Origin of the sequence: Streptomyces sp. NPDC021019 (assembly GCF_044333295.1) — a bacterium.
Lineage (GTDB): Bacteria > Actinomycetota > Actinomycetes > Streptomycetales > Streptomycetaceae > Streptomyces.
On record NZ_JBIRQR010000002.1, the window covers coordinates 1,331,628 to 1,352,166 of the forward strand.

The window sequence follows — 20,539 nt, forward strand, 5'->3', positions numbered from 1 at the left end:
GGCGGACGGGCTTGATTGTGACGGTCCAGTGCCTAGGCTCGAACCCGCGGACCCACCCGGAAACCCCGGCTCCCCCTCCGCTCGGCGCCATCCCGCTCCGGTCCCCACCCCGCTCCCGCCCCGCTCCATCCGCTCCCGCCCCCACCGAAGGACACCCGCCATGCACCGCGCATTGATCGTCGTGGACGTTCAGAACGACTTCTGCGAGGGCGGCAGCCTCGCGGTGGCGGGCGGTGCCGACGTCGCCGCCGCCATCACCGACCTGATCGGCGACGCCCAGCCCGGCTACCGCCACGTGGTGGCCACCCGCGACCACCACATCGACCCGGGCGACCACTTCTCGCCCAGCCCGGACTTCGAGCACTCCTGGCCGGTGCACTGCGTCGCCGGTACGGAAGGGGTCGGCTTCCACCCGAACTTCGCGCCCGCCGTCGCCTCCGGCGCGATCGACACGGTGTTCGACAAGGGGGCGTACGCGGCCGCGTACAGCGGGTTCGAGGGCTCCGACGAGAACGGGACCGGCCTCGCCCAGTGGCTGCGCGACCGCGAGGTCACCGAGGTCGACGTCGTCGGCATCGCCACCGATCACTGCGTACGGGCCACCGCGCTGGACGCGGCCCGCGAGGGCTTCGTCACGCACGTGCTGCTCGACCTGACCGCGGGCGTGTCCGGGGCGACCACGGAACGGGCCCTCGCGGAGATGCGCACGGCGGGCGTGAAGCTCTCCGGCACCCCCGTGGTCGCGTAGGGGCGTCCGCCCCGCGCCCGTCCCTACGCGGCCGGGCGGGCCGGTCCGGCGTGTCCGGCGGGGCCCAGCAGGGCCCTGATCGGGTGCCACAGCTCCTGGCACGACAGGGGCGACGGAGAGGGCGGGGGCGACGGGGACGCGAGGCCCGGCAGGCCGGCCGGGTCCGTCCGCGGGGCGGCCCGCCACAGCATCCCGTCCGGATGGTGCAGCACCGCCGTGACCTCGTCCGGCGTGGGCGGCCGGTCGTTGCCGCGCAGGTAGACCGCCCGCAGCCCCAGGTTGCGCAGCCTGGTCAGGGCGCGCGCCCGGTTCGCCGCGTGCACGAGCACCCGCACCGGGGCCCCGGGCCCCGCCCCCGTACCCCCGTGGGGGCCTGCTCCGTCGGCCGGTCCGGTCAGGGTCAGTGCGACCACCACCGTGCCGTTCGGCAACCTGCAGAATCCTCCGCCTGCCATGCTCCGCGCTCCCCCGTGAGACGTCGTGTCAATAAGGATGTGAACAAGACGCACCTAAACACGATCGGCCGCCGCCCGCTAGGGGGCGACGGCCGATCATGGTGTGACCTGCGGTTTTACTTGATCAGCGGCCCGAGGGGCTGACCAGCACGCTCATCGTCGAGCCGTTGCGGGGCTCGTGGACGATGGAGATGCGGGTGTTCGTGTCAGGAACCTTGACACCGCCGGTGGGGTTCTCCTTGTACCAGTAGGTGCCCTTGCGGTCGTCGAAGACCGGGTTGCCCAGGGCGGGCTTGATGTGCAGCGGGACGTCCGCGTTGTGGAGCGTGAAGCCCTGGTTCGGGTACCAGCTGAACGGCGCGTCGAACGGCTGGATCTTGTTGCGCAGGAGCGAGCCGTCCTTCCACTTCAGCGGCTTGGCGTGCGCGTCGACCGGCAGGATCAGACCCTGGCCCGGGTGGACGGAGGTGTTGTTGTCCTTCTGGGAGGTGTCCCAGAGCCAGACCAGCAGACCGTTCTGGTACGCGTAGTGCTCGACCCAGTCCGGACGGGTGCCGGAGAAGCCGAAGTTGTACGGGCCGACCTTGAGGGTCTCGTCGTACGACACGTACTGGCGGTTCTCCGCGATGTAGTACTGCGGGTAGTTCTGGGTGAAGGACTCGCCGATGCGCGAGAAGCCCTTCGCGGTCCAGCCGTTGTCGTCACCCTCGGCGTTGTCCGAGAAGAGCGCGGCGCCGTCGGCCGTGACGGTGATGGCGTCGGCCGCGAAGCCCTTGCCGCCCGCGCCGCCGTCCGTCTGGTAGCGGAAGCGGAGGTCGACCTTCTTGCCCGCGTAGGCGTCCAGGGAGAAGGACAGCTTCTTGTACGCGCCCGAGACGCCGGTCAGGGCCGGCTTGTCACTGGCGTCGCGCGGGAGGGCCCTGCCGTCGGCGGTGCCGTCGAGCGCGGTCCAGTTGGCGCCACCGTTGTCGGACACCTCGGTGTAGAGGTAGTCGTACTCGGCCTCGATGTCGTACCAGCCGGAAAGGTCCAGCGTGGCCTTGGACTTGCCGGTCAGGTCGACCGAGCGGGTCAGGGTGTTCGCCAGGTTGTCGCCCATGTCGCTCCACCACTGCTTCGCACCCTCGGCGGGCTTGACGACGGTGGTGGTGACGGCCTTCTCGGGCAGCTCGACGACGAGCGCCTGCGGGTTCTTGGTGTTGTACTCCGAGACGCCCAGCTTGTGCAGCGAGGTCTTGCCGGCCTTGGCCTTGTCGTAGTCGAGCCAGCCCAGCTGGAGCTTGTCCCACGAGGTCATGTCGCCCGGCAGGTTGCCGATCTCGCCCGTGCCGGTGCCGAGCCAGGAGCCCGCCGACATCAGGGACCAGAAGCCGACCGAGTTCTCGCCGCCGCCGGAGGTGTCGTACAGGTCCGGGAGGCCGAGGTCGTGGGCGTACTCGTGGGCGAAGACGCCCAGGCCGCCGTTCTCGGGCTGGACGGTGTAGTCACCGACCCAGATGCCCGTGTCGCCGATCTGCGCGCCACCGGCCTTGTTGTCCGCGGGGCCGGTCGCACCGGCGTTGGTGCCGTACGCGTACCAACGGTGCGCCCAGATGGCGTTGGTGCCCTCGGCGCCGCCGCCGGCCGACTCGTCCTCGCCGGCGTGCACCAGCTGGAAGTGGTCGATGTAGCCGTCGGGCTCGTTGAAGTTGCCGTCACCGTCGAAGTCGTAGCGGTCCCACTCGTCGTACTCCGCGAGGTTCGCCTTGATCTCCGCGTCGGTGCGGCCCTTGGCCTGCTGGTCGGCGACCCAGGCGTTCACGCCGTCGCGCACCGCGTCCCACACGTTGGCACAGTTGGACTGGCCGCAGTAGTTGGAGCCGTAACGGGCCTCGTTGTAGGGGACCTTGACCCAGTCGGAGACCTCTCCCTCGACCGAGTAGCGGCCCGAGGAGGTCTTCTCGTAGTAGGTCTTGAGCGAGTGGACGCCCTTGCCCTCGCCGAAGTAGAGCTCCTGGAAGTGCTCCCGGTTGTAGTCGTCCTTCCAGGCGGTGCTGTTGTCCTTCTTCGGGTCCGGCTTGGCGATCTTGTTGTGGGCCGGGCCCGGGGCTCCCCCGAACTTCTTGACGGGCGGCTTGGGGCCGTCGCCGTCCGGGTCGAACATCGTGGTGTCGTCGACCTGGTCGCCGAACTCCAGCAGGATGGTGAAGATCTTGTCGGTCTTCTCCCGGCCGAGCTCCACGTACTTCTTGGCGCCGAGCTTGACGACCTTGGAGCCGCCCCGGTTCGTCACCTTCTTGTCCCCGGACAGCACCTGCTCCAGCGCGGCTTCGCGCTGAGCGGCCTGCTGCTCGCTGAAGGGGCCCTCCAGGTTGTGCTCCACGTGCCCCTTGGCCGGCGCCGGGTCACGGCGGTCGACGGTGGAGACACCGGAACCTGATGCGCCGTCATGCGCCTGAGCGGTGGCGAAGGTCGACGCCGTCGCGGCGGTCGCGGCCATGGCCACGACAACGGCGGCGGCGCGAAGCGCCTGTCTCTGATTGGTCACTTGATGCAGTCCTCCCCGGGCGTCCGCGCAGCGGCCAGGGGGGTAGAAAGCGGGCCGCGCGCGTAAACGCGTCACAAGTGACGACATTCGATCGGAGTTATGAGAGAAAAGACAGACCTTGACTTGAACAGACCAAGTGCACTATGCGGAGCGTCCTTCCGGTATGCGGACGGTATGGGAAGGGCATGGGAACGGCAAAAGAACGTCCGCGGCCCGGACCTGGCCGTTCACCCCATACCAACAGGCGCGCCCCACTGTCCGGTTGGTGAGCGGCGTGACTCCGTGCGCCCCCTGTGCACCGGTACCGTGTGTTAGGTCACGCTTACTACCGGTCCGGCCCGGGCATTCACCGTCGTAGGGTCGTTCGGCGCGCACGACCGTGCCGACCGCCGCCCGCCCACCCGACGTCCCGAGGACGGAAACCGCCATGCCGCGTCCGACTGCCGCACAGTTCGCCTACGGTTCGGCCACCGTCGTCGTCACGACGCTCGCCCTGCTGCTGCTGTTCCGCACGGAGTCCGGCATCGGCGTCGCCGCCGTCGGGACGACCGCGCTGGCCCTCGGCCTCCTGGTCGCCGTGCGCCTGCCGCTCCCTCGCCACCGCGCCGCGGAGGGTGCGGGACGGACGGCGACCGCCGACGCCGCCGCCCGGACCCACCACGCGCTGGAGGGCATCGGAGCCCGGGAGCGGGTGACGGCGGGCCCCTCGTCGGCGCCGGCGAGCGACCACTCACTGCGCCGCTGAGCGGGCGACAGACCGGAGGGTGACCGCCCGTCAGCGGGCGGCCACCACCACCGTCTTGGCCGCCTTGTCCTGGAGCCCCTGCCGGTAGGGCTTGTCGGTGAACATCAGCACGATGTTGATCAGCCACCACAGGCACGGGCAGCACAGCAGCGCCGGGGCCCACAGCACGACGGCCCGCATCAGCGCGGCCCCGGTGTCGGGCACCCGCCCGTCGTTGAGCATCGCGACGCGCAGCTTGAGCAGCCGCTTGCCCAGCGTGCGTCCGTCCTTGTGGGTGAAGTACGTGTCGTAGGCGACGTAGACCACCAGGCCGATGATCGACCACAGCAGCTGGCTCCCGCCGTACCCGTTGGCGACGGCGTCGCCGAACCCGTCGTCGCCGTCCCCGTTGACGTCGACGGCACCGCCCCAGGGCAGCGAGATCAGGTACAGCGGGATCGAGATGACGAGGAAGTCGACGAGGCGCGCCAGGATCCGCTTCCCCGGCTCGGCGAGCGGCGGCATCCCGGCCAGTGGATCGGGCGCTCCGAAGCCGCCGCCGTACGGATCATTCGGCGGGGGCGGAGGCGGCGGCGGGGGCGGCGCGCTGCCGTACGGCTGACCCTCGGACGGCGGCGAGGGCTCCTGCGGCTTCTTGAGGAACGGATCGTCGTCCTCGGGCGGCTGGCCGGGCGTCGGCTGGTCGTTGCTCATGGGGGCAGTGCATCCCGCTCCACGGGGCCCCGCAACGGCTCAGGTGCGTTCGGGGGACACCGAGCGGCATCCGAGTCTAAACGGGCATGTCGCCGCGCGCTCGGGCACGCGTTCCCCCGGAGCCGGCCACACGGTGTCGCGGCGTCCGGGTACGCGTGCCTCCGGGCACGCCGAGCCCGGGCAGGCGGCTCAGGCCGGACAGCCGGCTCAACCGGCGACGAAGGTGCGGGCCGCCTTGTCGTGCCAGCACTGGCGCCAGGGCCGGTCGATCAGGCACCAGAGAACGTTGACCACGCCGATGACGAGCAGCCCCAGCACGCCGTAGACGAGCCAGCGGCGCAGGGCCGCGCCCAGGGTGGGCGCGTCGTGGGACTCGATGTCCCGTACGTCGAGACCGCAGAGCCTCTTGCCCAGCGTCCGGCCCCACTTGGCCGTCGGCAGCGCCTCCAGGAGGAAGCCGATGAGGAGGAACGCGGCGAGCAGCGCCCCCAGCAGCGCCCCGGTGGTGGAGTCCAGCAGCCAGACGGTGACCGTCTCCCCCGTCTCCTTCGCCGCGGTGATCTTCCGGTCGATGTGGTCGAGCGCCCGGGTCGCCAGCGGGACGGCCGCCGCCCCGACGGCCGCGCCGAGCACGAGGCTGTCGACCAGCCGGGCCGCGAACCGCTTGCCGAGCCCCGCGGGCCGGGCCGAGGCCTGGTTGCGGGCGAGTTGCTGGAAGGGGTCGTCGACCGGCGGCTTCCAGGGCACGACGGGCTGGTCCGCGCCCGGCCCCTGGGGCTGGAGCTGGGGCGGCTGCTGCTGGAGCGGTTGCCGTTGTTGCGCTTCGGGCTGGGCCAGTTGGTGGACCTGCTGCGCCCAGGAGGCCGAGCCGCCGCCGGGGCCCGGCGGCAGCGGGGTCCGCGGGGCCGCCGGGGTTACGGGAGCGGGGGACGGCGTGGGCGCGGGGGCGGGCGCCTGAACCGGCCCCTGCCGCACTTCCTGCGGTACGGGAGCGGGAGCCGGGACGGCCGGCGCGGAGGTCGGCAGGGCTGCCTGCTGTCCCTGCGCCTGCTGTGCCAGTGGCTGCCGCTGTGACTGCTGTGGCTGCTGCGCGTGCTGTGCCTGCGCCGGCAGTGCCCGGGGCGCGGGAGCCGGTGCGAGACTGTTCTGTGCCGCGCCCACGTTCTGCGGCCCCTGCTGCGTACCCGCGTCCGACGGGGCCGGAACGGGGGGCTGAACGGCGCCGGAGTGTGCGGCGTCGGACTGTGCGGTGTCGGGCCCCGTGGCGCGCGGTCCCACGGCGCGGATCGTGACCGTCCCGTCGGTCGGCGGACGCGACCCGGCCTGCTCGGCGGACCGGCCGCCCTCCCTCATCCCCGGCAGCGCGCCGCCGGCCGGGTCCTGGGCCAGCGGCGCCCTCGGGTCGGCCGACGCCGAGGGGTGGCCGGCGGGCTCCTGGACCGGCCCGCCCCAGTCGACCCGGCGGTCCCGTTCGCCGCCGAAACCGTTCTGGCGTGCGGTGTCCGCCTGCCAGACGGACGCGGAGCCGGGGTGGTCCGCGGCGGGTTCACCGGATCCGGCCGCCGGGGCCGCCGGACCATCCTGGACGCCCCCCTGGGGACCGTCCTCCTCGTCGAAGAAGATCGGCCCGGTCTCCTCCACCGGTGCGGCCTGCCCACCGGCGGCGGGAGCGGCGGCCGGACCCGCCTGACGGGGCGCGGGGCGGCTCGTGCCGGGGACCCAGGACGCGCCGTTCCAGTACCGGACGTAACCGGGGATGGAGGGGTCGGGGTAGTAGCCCTCGCGGGGGCTTTCGTCACCGGGTGCCGGAGTTGGCGCGCTCATCAGCGGGTCCCGTATCTCTTCGAGGCCTCAGGCCGTCCCCGCCGGGCGGGCGGACGGCCTCAATACAAGGGTCCACATCTATCAGACCGTCGGCCGCCCCCGGGCCGCTCCACCTGTTTGGGACCACTTTCGGGACTGCGCGATGTTTTTTTGAGAAGTCGCGTAATAGGTGGCGGGGAGGGCGCTCTCTCCTTGTGCGGGACGGTCACGGGGCCGTCCCACGAGCACCGGAAGGTTGTGCATTCTCATGATGAGCATCGTGGAACGTGAGCTGGAGCTGAAGCTGGTCCTGTCCCCCGAGCGGTCCATTCCGGTACCCGCCCGGCTGACGTATCGCACGGACGACCCGTACGCCGTCCACATCGCCTTCCACATCGGCTCCGAGTCGCCCGTGCACTGGACGTTCGCCCGGGAGCTGCTGGTGGAGGGCGTGTTCCGGCCGTGCGGGCACGGGGACGTACGGATCTGGCCGACGAAGGTCGCGGGCCGCGGCGTCATCTGTGTGGCCCTCACCTCCCCCGACGGCAACGCCCTGCTGGAAATGAACTCGGCGGCCGTGGCCGCCTGGGTGGAGCGGACCCTGCGGGTGGTGCCGCCGGGTTCGGAGAGCGACCGGCTCGGCATCGACGAGGCGCTGGCGGAGCTGTTGGCCCCGCTGCCGGCCGACGACCTCTGGCTGGGCGACCCGTGGCAGTCGGACGACGCGCCGTCCCAGGACGGCGAGGCGTGAGGGCGGCCGGACAGGGGGGCCGCCGTCAGACAAGCTTGCCGGGGTTGAGCAGGCCCAGCGGGTCGAAGGCCGCCTTGACGGAGCGCTGGAGTTCGAGGCCGGTCTCGCCCAGTTCGCGGGCGAGCCACTCCTTCTTGAGGACGCCGACGCCGTGTTCACCGGTGATGGTCCCGCCCAGTTCGAGGCCGAGCGCCATGATCGCGTCGAAGGACTCGCGGGCCCGGCGCGACTCGTCGGGGTCGTGGTGGTCGAAGCAGACGACGGGGTGGGTGTTGCCGTCGCCCGCGTGGGCGCAGACGCCGATGGTGAGGCCGTACTCCTCGGCGATGGCCGCCGTGCCCGCGAGCATCGCGCCGAGCTGCGAGCGCGGTACGCAGACGTCGTCGATCATCGTGGCGGGCCTGACGGTCTCCAGGGCGGTGAGCGACATCCGGCGGGCCTGGAGGAGGAGTTCGGACTCGGCGGGATTGTCGGCGGGGACCACCTCGGTGGCCCCGGCGGCGGTGCACAGGGCTCCGACGGCGGCGAGGTCGGCGACGGGGTCGGGGGTGTCGAAGGCGCAGAGCAGCAGGGCCTCGGTGGTCTCGGGCAGGCCCATGGAGGCCATCGCGTTGACGGCACGCACGGTCGTACGGTCCATCAGTTCGAGGAGTGACGGGGTGTGACCGCGCTCCATGATCCGGCACACAGCGTCACAGGCGGCGGCTGCCGAGGGGAACTCGGCGGCGAGGACCAGCTGCCGGGGCGGCTGCGGCCTGAGCGCGAGGACGGCCTTGACGACGACTCCGAGGCTGCCCTCGGAGCCGACGAAGAGCCGGGTCAGGTCGTATCCGGCGACGCCCTTGGCGGTGCGGCGGCCGGTGGTCAGGAGCCGTCCGTCGGCGAGGACGACGTCCAGTCCCAGGACGTACTCGGCGGTGACCCCGTACTTCACGCAGCACAGGCCGCCGGACGCGGTGCCGATGTTGCCGCCGATGGTGCACGTCTCCCAGCTGGACGGGTCCGGCGGGTAGTACAGACCGTGTTCGTTCACCGCGCGTGACAGGACCGCGTTGACGACGCCCGGTTCGACGACGGCGATCCGGTCGACCGGGCTGATCTCCAGGATCCGGTCCATCCTCACCAGGGAGAGCACGATGCAGCCGTCCGAGGCGTTGGCAGCGCCGGACAGGCCGGTACGGGCGCCCTGCGGCACGACCGGGACGCGCAGCGCGGTGGCGGTGCGCATGACGTGCTGGACCTGCTCGACCGTGCGCGGGAGCACCACGACGGCCGGGGTGCCGGCCTCGCAGAAGCTCGCCATGTCGTGGGCGTAGGACGCGGTGACGTCCGGATCGGTGATCAGCGCCTCGGGAGGCAGTCCCGCGCGCAGCCGTTCGAGGAGATCGCTCATGATCCAAGCGTGACACCCGGGGCCAATGGTGTGAACCCGTGGGCGGCGGCGATCCGAAGGAGCGGTGTGCTCGTATGACTGACGCACAGTGATGGCCATGGATGTCATGTCGCAGCAGGGTCCGGAGTCCCGCCGGCCGCCCGAGCCGTCCCCGCAGGGGCCACAGGACCCGAAGGCCCCGCAGGACCCTTACGTGATGCCCGCCGAAGGCGCCACCGCCGTACCCCCGCCGCCGCCCACCCTGCGGACGACGTTGCGCCGGGCCGCGTTCGGCGCGGTCGCCGCCGGGGTGCTGCTGGCCGGGGCGCTGGTGGCGGTGGAGGACGGGCAGGGCGACGGGCCGAAGGAGCCGGGGCCGGTCGAGCGGGCCGAGGCGGCGGCGGCCGCGGGCTCCCCCGCCTCGCTGTCGGACCTCACCGCGCTGATCGGGGACCGCCAGAAGTGGGTGGAGTCCCACCCGAAGGACGCCCCGTCCCTGGCGACGCTCGGCACGGCGTACGTGGAGTGGGCGCGGCGTTCGGCGGACACGACGTACTACGCCCGTGCCGAGGAGGCCCTGAAGCGTTCGCTGGAGGCGCGGGCGGGCGAGCACGGGAACGAGGAGGCGTGGGTGGGCCTGGCGGCCCTGGCAAACGCCCGGCACGACTTCCTCGCGGCGAAGCGGTGGGGCGAGACCGTGAAGAGGCAGCGACCGAAGGCCTGGAGCGTGTACCCGGCCCTCATCGACGCGTACACCGGGCTCGGCGACCAGAAGGCGGCGACCGCGGCGACGGAGAAGTTCGGTGAGCTGCGCAAGGGCGTTCCGGCGCTGGCCCGCACCGCCGAGCTGTACCGGGGCCAGGGCTGGCGCGAGGACGCGCTGGCCACCGCCCGGGAGGCGGCGGACCGGGCGACGCGGCCCGCCGAGAAGGCCGAGGCGCTGCACCGGCTCGGGGAGCTGGCCTGGGAGCGGGGGGAACCGGAGGAAGCGGTGGCGCAGTTCGACGCGGCGCTGCGCACGGACGCCGGTCACCACGCCTCGCTGGCGGGCCGGGCCCGGGCCCTGGTGGCGCTGGAGCGCACCGATGAGGCGCTGGCCGCGTACCGGAGCGCGCTGGAGAAGCTCCCGCGCCCGGAGTACGCCCTGGAACTGGGCGAGCTGTACGAGTCGCTGGGGCTGGACGGGGACGCCCGCACCCAGTACGCGGCGGTGCGGGAGATGGTGGCCGGGGCGAAGAAGGCCGGGGTCGACGAGTCCCTGCTGCTGGCCCGCTACGAGGCCGACCACGGGGACCCGGAGGAGGCGGTGGAGCTGTCGCGCGGCCAGTGGGCGAAGCAGCACCGCAGTGCGGCGGTGGCGGACGCGCTGGGCTGGGCGCTGCACCGGGCGGGGAAGTCCGAGGAGGGCCTGGAGTACGCACAGCGGGCCGTCGGCACGGGTGTGCGGAACGCCTCGTACGCGTACCACCTGGGCGTGATCCAGCGGGAGCTGGAGGACTACGGTCCGGCGCGCCGGAATCTGGAGCGGGCCGTGCGTACCAACCCGGCCTTCTCACCGCTCGCCGCGCCGCTGGCCAGGGAGGCGCTGGACGCGCTGGGCGAACCGCCGGCGGGCGGGCCGGGTGACATGCGGCCGCCCACGCCGCCGCCCGCCCCGGAGCCGAAACCGGAGCCGAAGCGGGAGACGGGACGGTAGACGGAACCGGAGACGGGGCCAGAGGCTCCGGCCCCCTCGAAGGCGGCCCCTGCCCCTCCCCCGCCCCCGTCGAACGCCGCGGCGAGCAGCGCTGCGGCCGGGAAGCCGGAGGCGTCGGCCGAGGCGTCGAAGAGCCCCTGACCCGAACAGGACGCCGTGAACGACGTGGCCGCCGCGGTCCGGGGTACTGCCCCGGACCGCGGCGGCGTCATGTGCGCACGGTACGGCTCAGAGGTTGCCGCGCTTCTCCTGCTCGCGCTCGATCGCCTCGAACAGGGCCTTGAAGTTGCCCTTGCCGAAGCCCATGGAGCCGTGGCGCTCGATCATCTCGAAGAAGACGGTCGGCCGGTCCTGGACCGGCTTGGTGAAGATCTGCAGCAGATAGCCGTCCTCGTCGCGGTCGACGAGGATCTTCAGCTCGCGCAGGGTCTCGACCGGCACCCGGGTCTCGCCGGCCCACTCGCCGAGGGTGTCGTAGTACGAGTCCGGCGTGTCCAGGAACTGGACGCCGGCGGCGCGCATCGCGCGGACCGAGGCGACGATGTCGTTCGTGGCGAGCGCGATGTGCTGGACACCGGCGCCGCCGTAGAACTCCAGGTACTCGTCGATCTGCGACTTCTTCTTCGCGATGGCCGGCTCGTTGATCGGGAACTTGACCTTGAGCGTCCCGTCGGCGACGACCTTCGACATCAGGGCGGAGTACTCGGTGGCGATGTCGTCGCCCACGAACTCCTTCATGTTGGTGAAGCCCATGACCTGGTTGTAGAAGCCGACCCATTCGTTCATCCGGCCGAGCTCGACGTTGCCGACGCAGTGGTCGATCGCCTGGAAGGTGCGCTTGGCGGCCGGCTCGACCATCGGCGAGGCCGCCGCGAAGCCGGGGAGGTAGGGGCCCTCGTAGCCGGAGCGCTCCACCAGGGTGTGGCGGGTCTTGCCGTACGTGGCGATGGCGGCGAGGACGACGGTGCCGTGCTCGTCCTTGACCTCGTGCGGCTCGGTGAGGCCGCGGGCGCCGTGCTCGACGGCGTACGCGTACGCGGCGCGGGCGTCCGGGACCTCGATCGCGAGGTCGATGACGCCGTCGCCGTGCTCGGCGACGTGGTCGGCGAGGAAGGTGCCCCACTCGGTGGACGGTTTGATCACGGAGGTGAACACGAAGCGGGCGGCGCCGTTGGTCAGGACGTAACTCGCGGTCTCGCGGGTGCCGTTCTCCGGTCCGGAGTAGGCGACCAGCTTCATGCCGAAGGCGGTCGAGTAGTAGTGCGCGGCCTGCTTGGCGTTGCCCACGGCGAAGACGACCGCGTCCATTCCCTTGACCGGGAAGGGGTCGGCCTGCCGGGCGGTTTCGGGGCTGGTGTGCAGAGTCTCAGTCATGTTCGAAGGCTCTCCCCACATCGCAAGGTGCGCAATAGTTCACGCATTCGCTGGTCAATGTGTTCAGTCAGTCGCCATGATGGCCGGACTATCTGTACAGGGTGACCATCGAAGGCGGGCTCATGGCGATCGATCATCTGGACGGGCGGCTCATCGTGCTCCTGGCGCGCGAACCGCGGATCGGCGTCCTCGAAGCATCCCGGCGGCTCGGGGTGGCGCGCGGGACCGTGCAGGCGCGGCTGGACCGTCTTCAGTCGAACGGCGTCATCCGGGGATTCGGCCCCGATGTGGATCCGGCGGCGCTCGGCTACCCGGTCACCGCGTTCGCCACACTGGAGATCAAGCAGGGCCAAGGGGCCGACGTACGCGCCCATTTGGGCGGGGTGCCGGAGGTGCTGGAGCTGCACACCACCACGGGGCACGGCGACATGTTCTGCCGCCTGGTCGCCCGTTCCAACGCCGATCTCCAGCGGGTGATCGACCGGGTTGTCGGATTTGATGGCATTGTCCGGGCCTCCACGGCGATCGTCATGGAGAACCCGGTTCCACTGCGGATCATCCCGCTGGTGGAACAGGCGGCCGAGGACACCGACTGAGCGAGGGCTCGGGAGGCCACCCGATCCGAAGGAGCGCCGTGTGAGCTTCTGGGAGTATCTGAACACCCGCCACCAGCAGCTCCTCACGGATGCGTTCCAGCACGTCAGCGCGGTCTTCCAGTGCATGGTCATCGCCACCGTGCTGGGCGTGGTCATCGGCGTGGTGAGTTACCGCAGCGGCTGGGGCGGCTCGCTCGCCATCACCTCCACGTCCACGATCCTCACCATCCCCTCGCTCGCCGCGATCGGTCTGCTGATCCCGCTGGTCGGCCTCGGTGTCGCGCCGACCGTGATCACCCTGACGCTGTACGGGCTGCTGCCGATCGTCCGGAACGCCATCGTCGGGCTGCGGGGCGTCGACCCGTCGCTGGTCGACGCGGCGACGGGCATCGGGATGTCGCGGCCGGCGCGGCTGTGCCGGGTGGAGCTGCCGCTCGCCTGGCCGCCGATCCTGACCGGGATCCGGGTCTCCACCCAGATGCTGATGGGCATCGCCGCCATCGCCGCGTACGCCTCCGGGCCCGGCCTCGGCAACGAGATCTTCCGGGGCATCGCCTCGCTGGGCAGCGCCAACGCGATCAACCAGGTCCTCGCGGGCACGCTCGGCATCGTCGTCCTCGCCCTGCTCTTCGACGCCGCGTACGTCCTGCTGGGGCGGCTGACCATCCCGAGGGGGATCCGTGCCTGAGACCGAGACCGGCGCCGTCGTCGCGGAGGAGGGTGCCACCGCCACCTCCGGGGCCACCATCCAGCTGGAGAACCTCACCAAGAGCTACCCGGGCAACCCGAACCCGGCCGTCGAGAACGTCTCGATGGAGATCAGGGCGGGCGAGACGGTGGTCTTCGTCGGGCCCTCCGGCTGCGGGAAGTCCACCACCCTGAAGATGATCAACCGGCTGATCGAGCCGACGTCGGGCCGGATCCGGATCGACGACGAGGACGTCACCGACATCGACCCGGTGAAGCTGCGCCGCAAGATCGGCTACGCGATCCAGTCCTCCGGCCTCTTCCCGCACATGACGGTGGCGGACAACATCGCCCTGGTCCCGAAGATGGTCGGCTGGTCCAAGCCGCGGGTCAGGGACCGGGTGGAGGAGATGCTCGACCTGGTGGGCCTGGACCCGCGCGAGTTCCACGGCCGCTATCCGCGCCAGCTCTCCGGCGGGCAGCAGCAGCGGGTGGGGGTGGCTCGGGCGCTGGCCGCCGACCCTCCCGTACTGCTGATGGACGAGCCGTTCGGGGCGGTCGACCCGATCACCCGCGACCACCTCCAGGACGAGCTGATCCGGCTCCAGCACGAGCTGCACAAGACGATCGTGTTCGTCACCCACGACTTCGACGAGGCGATCAAGCTCGGCGACCGGATCGCGGTGCTGCGGGAGCGCTCGCACATCGCGCAGTTCGACACCCCCGAGGCCATCCTCACCAACCCGACGGACGACTTCGTCTCCGGCTTCGTCGGCGCGGGCGCGGCCCTGAAGCGGCTGAATCTGACCCGCGTACGGGATGTGGGCATCGCGGACTTCCCGACGGTGACGGTCGAGGACCCGCTCCAGTCGATCTTCAACAAGCTGCGCAGCGGCCCGCACAACGAACTGCTGATGCTGGACCGCCGCAACCGCCCGTACAAGTGGCTGCGGCGCGGCGACCTGATGCGGGCGCGCGGTTCGCTGGCGCGGGCCGGGCAGCTGGTGCACGACACGGTGACCCGGGACGCCACGCTGCACGACGCGCTGGAGGCGGTCCTCACCGACAGCGGGGGCCGGGTCGCGGTGACCGGGCGGCGCGGCGAGTTCATCGGGGTCGTCGACATGAAGACGCTGATGGACAACGTGCAGGAGCTGCTGGAGGCCGACCGGCTGACGGCGATGGAGCACCAGCACGAGCTGGAGGAGCTGCGGGTCCACCGGACGGAGCAGGAGCTGGAGGGGGGTGGCGGCGGCCGATGAGTCCCAGCCATCGGGCCGGCTCCGGCAAGGGTCCGGCCGCCCCCACCCGGCCGCCGGGCGAGCACGACGTCAAGGGCCACGCGTTCCACGACGAGGAGAGCGACCCCTCCCCCGCCCCGACCGCGCCGGAGCGCCGGTTCACCTGGCGGAAGCTGGTGGTCCTGCCGGTGGTGCTGGTGATGATCCTCGTCGTCACCTACGTCTGGATCACCAACACCCACCTGGACTCGATCGCGGAGAACTCGCTGACCGGCGGCAATGTGCAGCTGCGCTGGTGGCAGCACGTGCGACTGACGGCGATCTCCACGTTCTGGGTGCTGATCATCGCGATCCCGCTGGGCATCGCCCTGACGCGGCGGCGGCTGCGGAAGGCGGCCCCGGCGTTCACCGCGCTGGCCAACATCGGGCAGGCCACGCCCGCGATCGGCCTGCTGGCGCTGCTGGTGATCTGGCTGGGCATCGGCCCGCGGACCGCGATCATCGGGATCGTGATCTACGCGGTGCTGCCGGTGCTCTCCAACACGGTGGCGGGCCTGCGGGGGATCGAGCCGAACATGATCGAGGCGGCGCGCGGGATGGGGATGTCCGGCCGGGGCGTCCTGATGAAGGTGGAGCTGCCGCTCGCGGTCCCGCTGATCCTGGCCGGGGTGCGAACGGCACTCGTCCTGAACGTCGGCACGGCGACGCTGGCGACGTTCGGCGGGGGCGGCGGACTGGGCGACCTGATCACGTCGGGGATCCAGACGCAGCGGATGCCGGTGCTGGTCATCGGCTCGGTGCTGACGGTGGTGCTGGCCCTGCTGGTGGACTGGCTGGCCTCGCTGGCCGAGTTGGCGCTGACGCCGCGCGGGCTGGAGGAGCGATGAGGAGGAAACTGCTGCCGCTGGTGGTGGTGCCGGTGCTGCTGGTGGGCGGCTGCGGGCTCAAAAGCGGTTCGCCGATGGTGGACGACGTGTCGCCGGGATCGGTCGGGCAGGGCGAGCCGCTCAAGGGCGCGACGCTGACCGTGACGTCCAAGAACTTCAGCGAGAACATCGTCCTGGGCCAGATGACCGGCCTGGTGTTCAAGGCGGCCGGGGCGGAGGTCCTGGACCGAACGAACCTGCCCGGTTCGATCAGCGCGCGCGAGGCCATCATCAACGGCGACGCCGACGCCCAGTGGGACTACACCGGCACCGGCTGGATCACCTTCCTCGGCCACGCGGACCCGATCGTCGACCCGAGGAAGCAGTACGAGGCGGTGCGGGACGAGGACCGGGGCAACGGGGTGGTCTGGCTGCCGCCGGCGCCGCTCGACAACACGTACGCGCTGGCCGTCAGCGAGAAGAACAACGCCAGGTACCGGCTGAAGACCCTCTCGGACGTGGCGGCCCTGGCGAAGAAGGACCCGGGCGCGGTGACGATCTGCGTGGAGAACGAGTTCGCCTCCCGCGACGACGGGCTTCCCGGCATGGAGAAGAAGTACGGGATGAACATCCCGGCGGGCAACATCCGGAAGATGGACGCCGGGATCATCTACACCCAGGTCTCCGAGTCCGACTCCTGCCTGCTGGGCGAGGTGTTCACCACCGACGGCCGGATCAAGGCCATGAACCTGGACGTCCTGGAGGACGACAAGAACTTCTTCCCCAACTACAACGCCTCCCCGGTGATCCACGAGGCGACCTTCGACAAGTACCCGGTGATCGCGGAACTGCTGGACCCGCTGGCGAGGAAACTGACGACCGAGGTGGCGCAGACGCTGAACGCCAAGGTGGACGTGGAGGGCGAGGACCCGCACGAGGTGGCGAAGGACTGGCTGGTGGCGGAGGGGTTCATCGAGGAGGGGTGAGTTACCAAGGATCGCTGCAAACAGTTCCTTGCAAAAAAGCCTTGCAAAGTATTCTTTGCATCTCTATCTTCGCACCATGGCAGAGAACGAGGACGTCCGCCCCTACCGCTACGACGGCACCGACCGGAAGATCCACAACGTCGACGCCCGCACCTTGCGGGCCATCGCGCACCCCCTCCGGATGCGGCTGCTGAAAGCACTGCGCGAGTTCGGCCCCGCCACCGCCTCCCAGCTCGGCGAGCGGCTGGGCGAGTCCAGCGGCGCGACCAGCTACCACCTGCGCCAGTTGGCCGAGTCCGGCATGGTCGAGGACGCCCCGGAGCTGGGCAAGGGCCGCGAACGCTGGTGGCGGGCGGCCCACGACGGCTCGACCGTCGAGAGCGCCGAGTTCCGGACGCACGCCGACCCCGAGGTGCGCGGGGCCATCGACTTCGTCCTCCACGAGACGGCCACCGGCCACGCCCAGGAGCTGAACACCTGGCTGGGCACGATGGACGACTGGCCGGACGAGTGGCAGCGCAGCTGGGACATGAGCGACTTCACGATCCGCCTCACCCCGGAACTCGCCCTGGAGCTGTCCCAGAAGGCCCAGGAGCTCGTGGAGAGCTACCGGGGCCGCGTCCCCGACGACACCGAGGGATCGGCCGTCGTCCGGACGCACCTGCACACCTTTCCGCGCGCCTCCGAATGAAGCCACCGCACACCACAACTCCCCACCACCTGAAGGGAATCCCGTTATGCACGCCGACGTCCACCACCTCCTTCACACCACCCGAGCCGCCGAACTCCACCACACGGCCACGGCGTTCCGCCTCCCTCGCGCCGACCTGCGCACCCGGGTCGGCTGGACCCTGGTCGAGGTGGGGCTGCGCCTGACGACCCGGAGCCGGGAGGCAACCGCGCCCCGCACCGCCGCCTTCCGTCCGGCCTGACCATCGGCTCGGGGGGAGACAGCATCATGGGGCAACGCGGAAACCGCACCCCGCTCGCCGCCACGCTCGCGGCCAACGCCATTTCCACCGCGGGGACTTCACTCACCCTGATCGGCGTCCCCTGGTTCGTCCTGGAGACCACCGGCAGCGCGGGCCGGGCCGGCCTCGTCGCCTTCTGCGCCACCCTGCCCATCGTCGTCGCCGCACTGATCGGCGGACCGGTCATCGACCGGATCGGCCGTCGCCGGGTCGCCATCGCCTCCGACACCGTGTGTGCGGCAGCCATCTCAGCGATCCCGCTGCTGCACTTCGCCGGCGTCCTCGACTTCTGGATGCTGTGCGCGCTGATGGCGGTCAACGGGTTCTCCCACACCCCGGGCAACACCGCGCGCTACGTCCTGATCCCGGACCTGGCCGAGCACGCCGGCACCACGCTCCCCCGGGCCGCCAGCCTCTTCGACGCGGTCTCGCGCGGGGCCCGGATGGTCGGCGCGGCGCTCGCCGGAGTCCTCATCGCCCTCGTCGGCGCGGAGACGGTCCTGCTGCTGGACGCGGCGACGTTCGGGCTGTCCGCCCTGCTGATCGCCACGGGGGTACGGGGAGTGCGCGCGGCCGAACCGAGGAAGGCCGAAGCCCCGGTATCGCTGCGCACGTACGGCTCCGAACTCCGCGAGGGATACGCCCACCTGCTGGGCAACCGGCTGCTGCTGGCGATCGTGGTCATGGTGATGTTCATGAACGGCACCGACCAGGGCTGGTATGCCGTGCTGCTCCCGGTGCACGCCGAGGCCGAGCTGGGCGGCGCGACCGCCATCGGCCTGCTCACCGCGCTGTTCGGGGCGGGCGGGCTGGCGGGGGCCCTGCTGTACGGGGCGGTGGGGCACCGGTTCTCACGGCGGACGGTGTTCACGGTGTGCGTGATCCTGTGCGGGGCGCCGAGGTTCCTGGTCGCCGCGGTGACCGGGACGACGCTGCCGCTCGCGGTGACGATGCTGCTCGGCGGGATCGCGGGCGGCGTGCTGAACCCGATCCTGACGACGGTGACCTACGAGCGGGTGCCGGACCGGCTGCGCAGCCGGGTGTCGGGGGCGCTGACGGCGGGCTGCGAGTTCGCGATGCCGCTGGGCGGACTGGCGGCCGGGCTGCTGGTGGAGGGCGCGGGCGCGACGGGGGCGCTGCTGCTGATGGGCGGGGTCTACTTCCTGGCCACGCTGAGCCCGCTGGTGTTCCCTTCCTGGCGGACGCTGGACGACGGGCCGGTGACGGAGCCCGTACAGCCGGCGCCACCCGTGAAGTCGGTGCCGCCAGTGCCGCCGCAGGTCAGCAGCTCGGCACCTTCCCGCCCGACTCCAGGGCCCTGAGCGAGCCGACCGCGTCCTTCAGCGTGGAGACGGGCACGATCCGCAGCCCGTCGGGCGCCTCGGCCTCCGCCTGAGCGCACTCGGCCTTCGGCACGAGGAAGACGCTCGCCCCGTCGCGGTGGGCGCCCTGGGCCTTCATCGACACGCCGCCGACCGCGCCGACCTTGCCGTCCGCGCTGATCGTCCCCGTGCCGGCGATGGTGCGGCCGCCGGTGAGGTCGCCGCCGGAGCCGTTGCCGTCGAGCTTGTCGATGATGCCGAGGGAGAGGAAGAGGCCGGCGCTCGGGCCGCCGACGTCGCCGAGGTCCACCTCGACGCGCATCGAACCGGGCTCGCGGTCCAGGTAGTCGAGGGCGGCGTCGACGGCGACGTTCTGCGACTGCCTCATGTCGTCGAGGTTGTGCTTCTCGATCTCCTTCTCGGAGCCACCGGTGGGGTAGACGGAGTCGCGCGGCATGACCGCCCGGTCGGTCCGGAACCAGCCGTCGATCACCTCGCCGATACGGACGTCCGTCTTCGGCCCGGTGGCGAGGATCGTCGTCATCCTCAGCTGCCCGTCGGTGGGCCGGGTCTCGGTGCCGGTGATGGTGATCACCGGCCGCCCGTCGTCCTCGCCGAGCACGTCCGCGGTCAGTCCGGGCCGGGCCAGGGTGAACGGCAGCGGTGCGAGGGCCGCCGTACCGAAGAGGGCGAGCACGGGCAGCGCGCAGAGGGCGAGGACGCGGGGGCGCGTGAGACGAGTGAGCACGCACCCAATCTAACCGCCGCCCTCCGGCCGGAACGCGCCAGGCGTACGCCGTCCCCGCCGCCTCCGCGGGGACGGACCGGGGCGCCCCCGGCCGGTACGGCCTACCGCAGCGCGTCGGCCACCTCCCGGGCGGCGTCGAGCACGCGGGGCCCGACCCGTTCCGGTACAGCATCGGCGAGCATGACGACGCCGACGCTGCCCTCCACACCCGAGACCCCGACCAGGGGCGCGGCCGCCCCGCTGGCCCCGGCCTCGAGTTCTCCGTGGGTGAGGGTGTAGCCGGGGTGTCCGGCCTCCGTCGACTGCCGGGCGGACAGGATGGCCCGGCCCGCCGCTCCCCGGTCCAGCGGATGGCGGAAGCCGGCCCGGTAGGCGACGTGGTAGTCGGTCCAGGTGGGCTCGACGACGGCGACCGCGAGGGCGTCGCTGCCGTCGACGAGCGTGAGATGGGCGGTGGCCCCTATGTCCTCGGCCAGGGAGCGCAGCGCGGGCAGCGCGGCTTCCCGGACGAGCGGATGCACCTGGCGGCCGAGCCGCAGCACACCCAGGCCGACCCGGGCGCGGCCGCCCAGGTCACGGCGGACCAGGGCATGCTGCTCCAGGGTGGCGAGCAATCGGTAGACGACGGTCCGGTTGACACCGAGCTTGTTGGACAACTCGGTGACGGTCAGACCGTGGTCGGTGTCGGCGAGCAGTTTGAGGACGCGCAGTCCTCGGTCGAGCGTCTGGGAGGTCTCCGCTGTCACGACGCCCTCTCCTCTTCGGGGTGAGCGACGACGGTCCTGCTCCGGCGGGGTTGCGACGCCGGTCCCAGCGGCGACGCACGGAGAGGCCGCCGGCCTGGCAAGGCACCGGCTGCGCTCCGCGGCGGCGTTGCCACGGGGCGTTCATATGGCGGGGACAGTAGCGATCCAGTCCGCTCAGCGGAAGTCCTCGTCCAGAATCCGGTCTCCGGACA

At 71.5% G+C, this 20,539-nt stretch carries 19 protein-coding genes and 1 pseudogene; 12 read left to right on the forward strand and 8 right to left on the reverse strand.

All coding sequences use genetic code 11. From position 1 onward, the window contains the following. Window positions 1-160: 160 nt before the first annotated feature. On the forward strand, window positions 161-748 hold the full coding sequence (locus ACH4RG_RS17025) for an isochorismatase family protein (RefSeq protein WP_397927914.1): 588 nt from the start codon (window positions 161-163) through the stop codon (window positions 746-748). A 23-nt stretch (window positions 749-771) separates the two neighbouring features. Here ACH4RG_RS17025 and ACH4RG_RS17030 read toward each other — a convergent pair whose 3' ends face one another. Next, window positions 772-1,203, reverse strand: a complete 432-nt coding sequence (locus ACH4RG_RS17030; protein WP_397917117.1) for a hypothetical protein — start codon at window positions 1,201-1,203, stop codon at window positions 772-774. Between the two features lie 124 nt (window positions 1,204-1,327). Next, window positions 1,328-3,730 carry an immune inhibitor A domain-containing protein gene (locus ACH4RG_RS17035; RefSeq protein WP_397917118.1) on the reverse strand — a complete coding sequence of 801 codons (2,403 nt, stop codon included), beginning with the start codon at window positions 3,728-3,730 and terminating at the stop codon, window positions 1,328-1,330. Window positions 3,731-4,157: 427 nt separating this feature from the next. On the opposite strand from ACH4RG_RS17035, the gene ACH4RG_RS17040 reads away from it, so the two are divergent. After that, on the forward strand, window positions 4,158-4,475 hold the full coding sequence (locus ACH4RG_RS17040) for a hypothetical protein (RefSeq protein ID WP_397917119.1): 318 nt from the start codon (window positions 4,158-4,160) through the stop codon (window positions 4,473-4,475). 30 nt (window positions 4,476-4,505) lie between these two features. On the opposite strand, the gene ACH4RG_RS17045 is transcribed toward ACH4RG_RS17040, so the two are convergent. Beyond that, window positions 4,506-5,168 (reverse strand): RDD family protein, encoded by a 663-nt coding sequence (locus tag ACH4RG_RS17045; protein WP_397917120.1) that lies wholly within the window; start codon window positions 5,166-5,168, stop codon window positions 4,506-4,508. 207 nt (window positions 5,169-5,375) lie between these two features. Next, a complete protein-coding gene (locus tag ACH4RG_RS17050) occupies window positions 5,376-6,992 on the reverse strand; it encodes an RDD family protein (protein WP_397917121.1) in 1,617 nt (538 codons plus the stop codon). Between the two features lie 247 nt (window positions 6,993-7,239). Between ACH4RG_RS17050 and ACH4RG_RS17055 the strand changes: the two genes are divergently transcribed. Beyond that, a complete protein-coding gene (locus tag ACH4RG_RS17055; RefSeq protein ID WP_397917122.1) occupies window positions 7,240-7,722 on the forward strand; it encodes an SsgA family sporulation/cell division regulator in 483 nt (160 codons plus the stop codon). 25 nt (window positions 7,723-7,747) lie between these two features. Here ACH4RG_RS17055 and ACH4RG_RS17060 read toward each other — a convergent pair whose 3' ends face one another. After that, the gene (locus ACH4RG_RS17060) at window positions 7,748-9,115 is read right to left on the reverse strand and encodes an FAD-binding oxidoreductase (protein WP_398539751.1); all 1,368 of its coding nucleotides are present in this window, start codon (window positions 9,113-9,115) and stop codon (window positions 7,748-7,750) included. 97 nt (window positions 9,116-9,212) lie between these two features. Between ACH4RG_RS17060 and ACH4RG_RS17065 the strand changes: the two are divergent. Then, window positions 9,213-10,931, forward strand: a pseudogene (locus tag ACH4RG_RS17065) (tetratricopeptide repeat protein). Window positions 10,932-11,018: 87 nt separating this feature from the next. Here the strand turns inward: ACH4RG_RS17065 and hppD are convergent. Continuing rightward, a complete protein-coding gene (hppD, locus tag ACH4RG_RS17070) occupies window positions 11,019-12,164 on the reverse strand; it encodes a 4-hydroxyphenylpyruvate dioxygenase (protein ID WP_397917125.1) in 1,146 nt (381 codons plus the stop codon). 122 nt (window positions 12,165-12,286) lie between these two features. On the opposite strand from hppD, the gene ACH4RG_RS17075 reads away from it, so the two are divergent. The 8 genes from ACH4RG_RS17075 (at window position 12,287) to ACH4RG_RS17110 (ending at window position 18,833) form a co-directional block, all read left to right on the forward strand. Beyond that, window positions 12,287-12,760, forward strand: coding sequence for an Lrp/AsnC family transcriptional regulator (locus tag ACH4RG_RS17075; protein WP_003968841.1), 474 nt, complete (start codon window positions 12,287-12,289; stop codon window positions 12,758-12,760). Window positions 12,761-12,800: 40 nt separating this feature from the next. Continuing rightward, the gene (locus ACH4RG_RS17080) at window positions 12,801-13,448 is read left to right on the forward strand and encodes an ABC transporter permease (protein WP_397917126.1); all 648 of its coding nucleotides are present in this window, start codon (window positions 12,801-12,803) and stop codon (window positions 13,446-13,448) included. Further along, window positions 13,441-14,709, forward strand: a complete 1,269-nt coding sequence (locus ACH4RG_RS17085) for an ABC transporter ATP-binding protein (protein ID WP_397917127.1) — start codon at window positions 13,441-13,443, stop codon at window positions 14,707-14,709. The genes ACH4RG_RS17080 and ACH4RG_RS17085 overlap by 8 nt, the downstream gene beginning before the upstream one ends. Next, complete coding sequence (locus tag ACH4RG_RS17090) at window positions 14,706-15,575, forward strand: ABC transporter permease (RefSeq protein ID WP_397917128.1); 870 nt, start codon at window positions 14,706-14,708, stop codon at window positions 15,573-15,575. Before ACH4RG_RS17085 ends, ACH4RG_RS17090 begins: the two co-directional genes overlap by 4 nt. Further along, window positions 15,572-16,540, forward strand: a complete 969-nt coding sequence (locus ACH4RG_RS17095) for a glycine betaine ABC transporter substrate-binding protein (protein WP_397917129.1) — start codon at window positions 15,572-15,574, stop codon at window positions 16,538-16,540. Before ACH4RG_RS17090 ends, ACH4RG_RS17095 begins: the two co-directional genes overlap by 4 nt. A gap of 76 nt (window positions 16,541-16,616) precedes the next feature. Further along, a complete protein-coding gene (locus ACH4RG_RS17100) occupies window positions 16,617-17,231 on the forward strand; it encodes an ArsR/SmtB family transcription factor (protein ID WP_397917130.1) in 615 nt (204 codons plus the stop codon). A gap of 46 nt (window positions 17,232-17,277) precedes the next feature. Next, a complete protein-coding gene (locus ACH4RG_RS17105) occupies window positions 17,278-17,472 on the forward strand; it encodes a hypothetical protein (RefSeq protein WP_397927908.1) in 195 nt (64 codons plus the stop codon). Window positions 17,473-17,498: 26 nt separating this feature from the next. Further along, on the forward strand, window positions 17,499-18,833 hold the full coding sequence (locus ACH4RG_RS17110; protein ID WP_397917132.1) for an MFS transporter: 1,335 nt from the start codon (window positions 17,499-17,501) through the stop codon (window positions 18,831-18,833). Here the strand turns inward: ACH4RG_RS17110 and ACH4RG_RS17115 are convergent. Both ACH4RG_RS17115 and ACH4RG_RS17120 read right to left on the reverse strand, forming a co-directional pair. Next, the gene (locus tag ACH4RG_RS17115; protein ID WP_397917133.1) at window positions 18,793-19,581 is read right to left on the reverse strand and encodes a S16 family serine protease; all 789 of its coding nucleotides are present in this window, start codon (window positions 19,579-19,581) and stop codon (window positions 18,793-18,795) included. The two genes, ACH4RG_RS17110 and ACH4RG_RS17115, sit on opposite strands and share 41 nt — an antisense overlap. Window positions 19,582-19,682: 101 nt before the next feature. Next, window positions 19,683-20,327, reverse strand: coding sequence for an IclR family transcriptional regulator (locus tag ACH4RG_RS17120; RefSeq protein WP_397917134.1), 645 nt, complete (start codon window positions 20,325-20,327; stop codon window positions 19,683-19,685). Window positions 20,328-20,539: the final 212 nt, after the last annotated feature.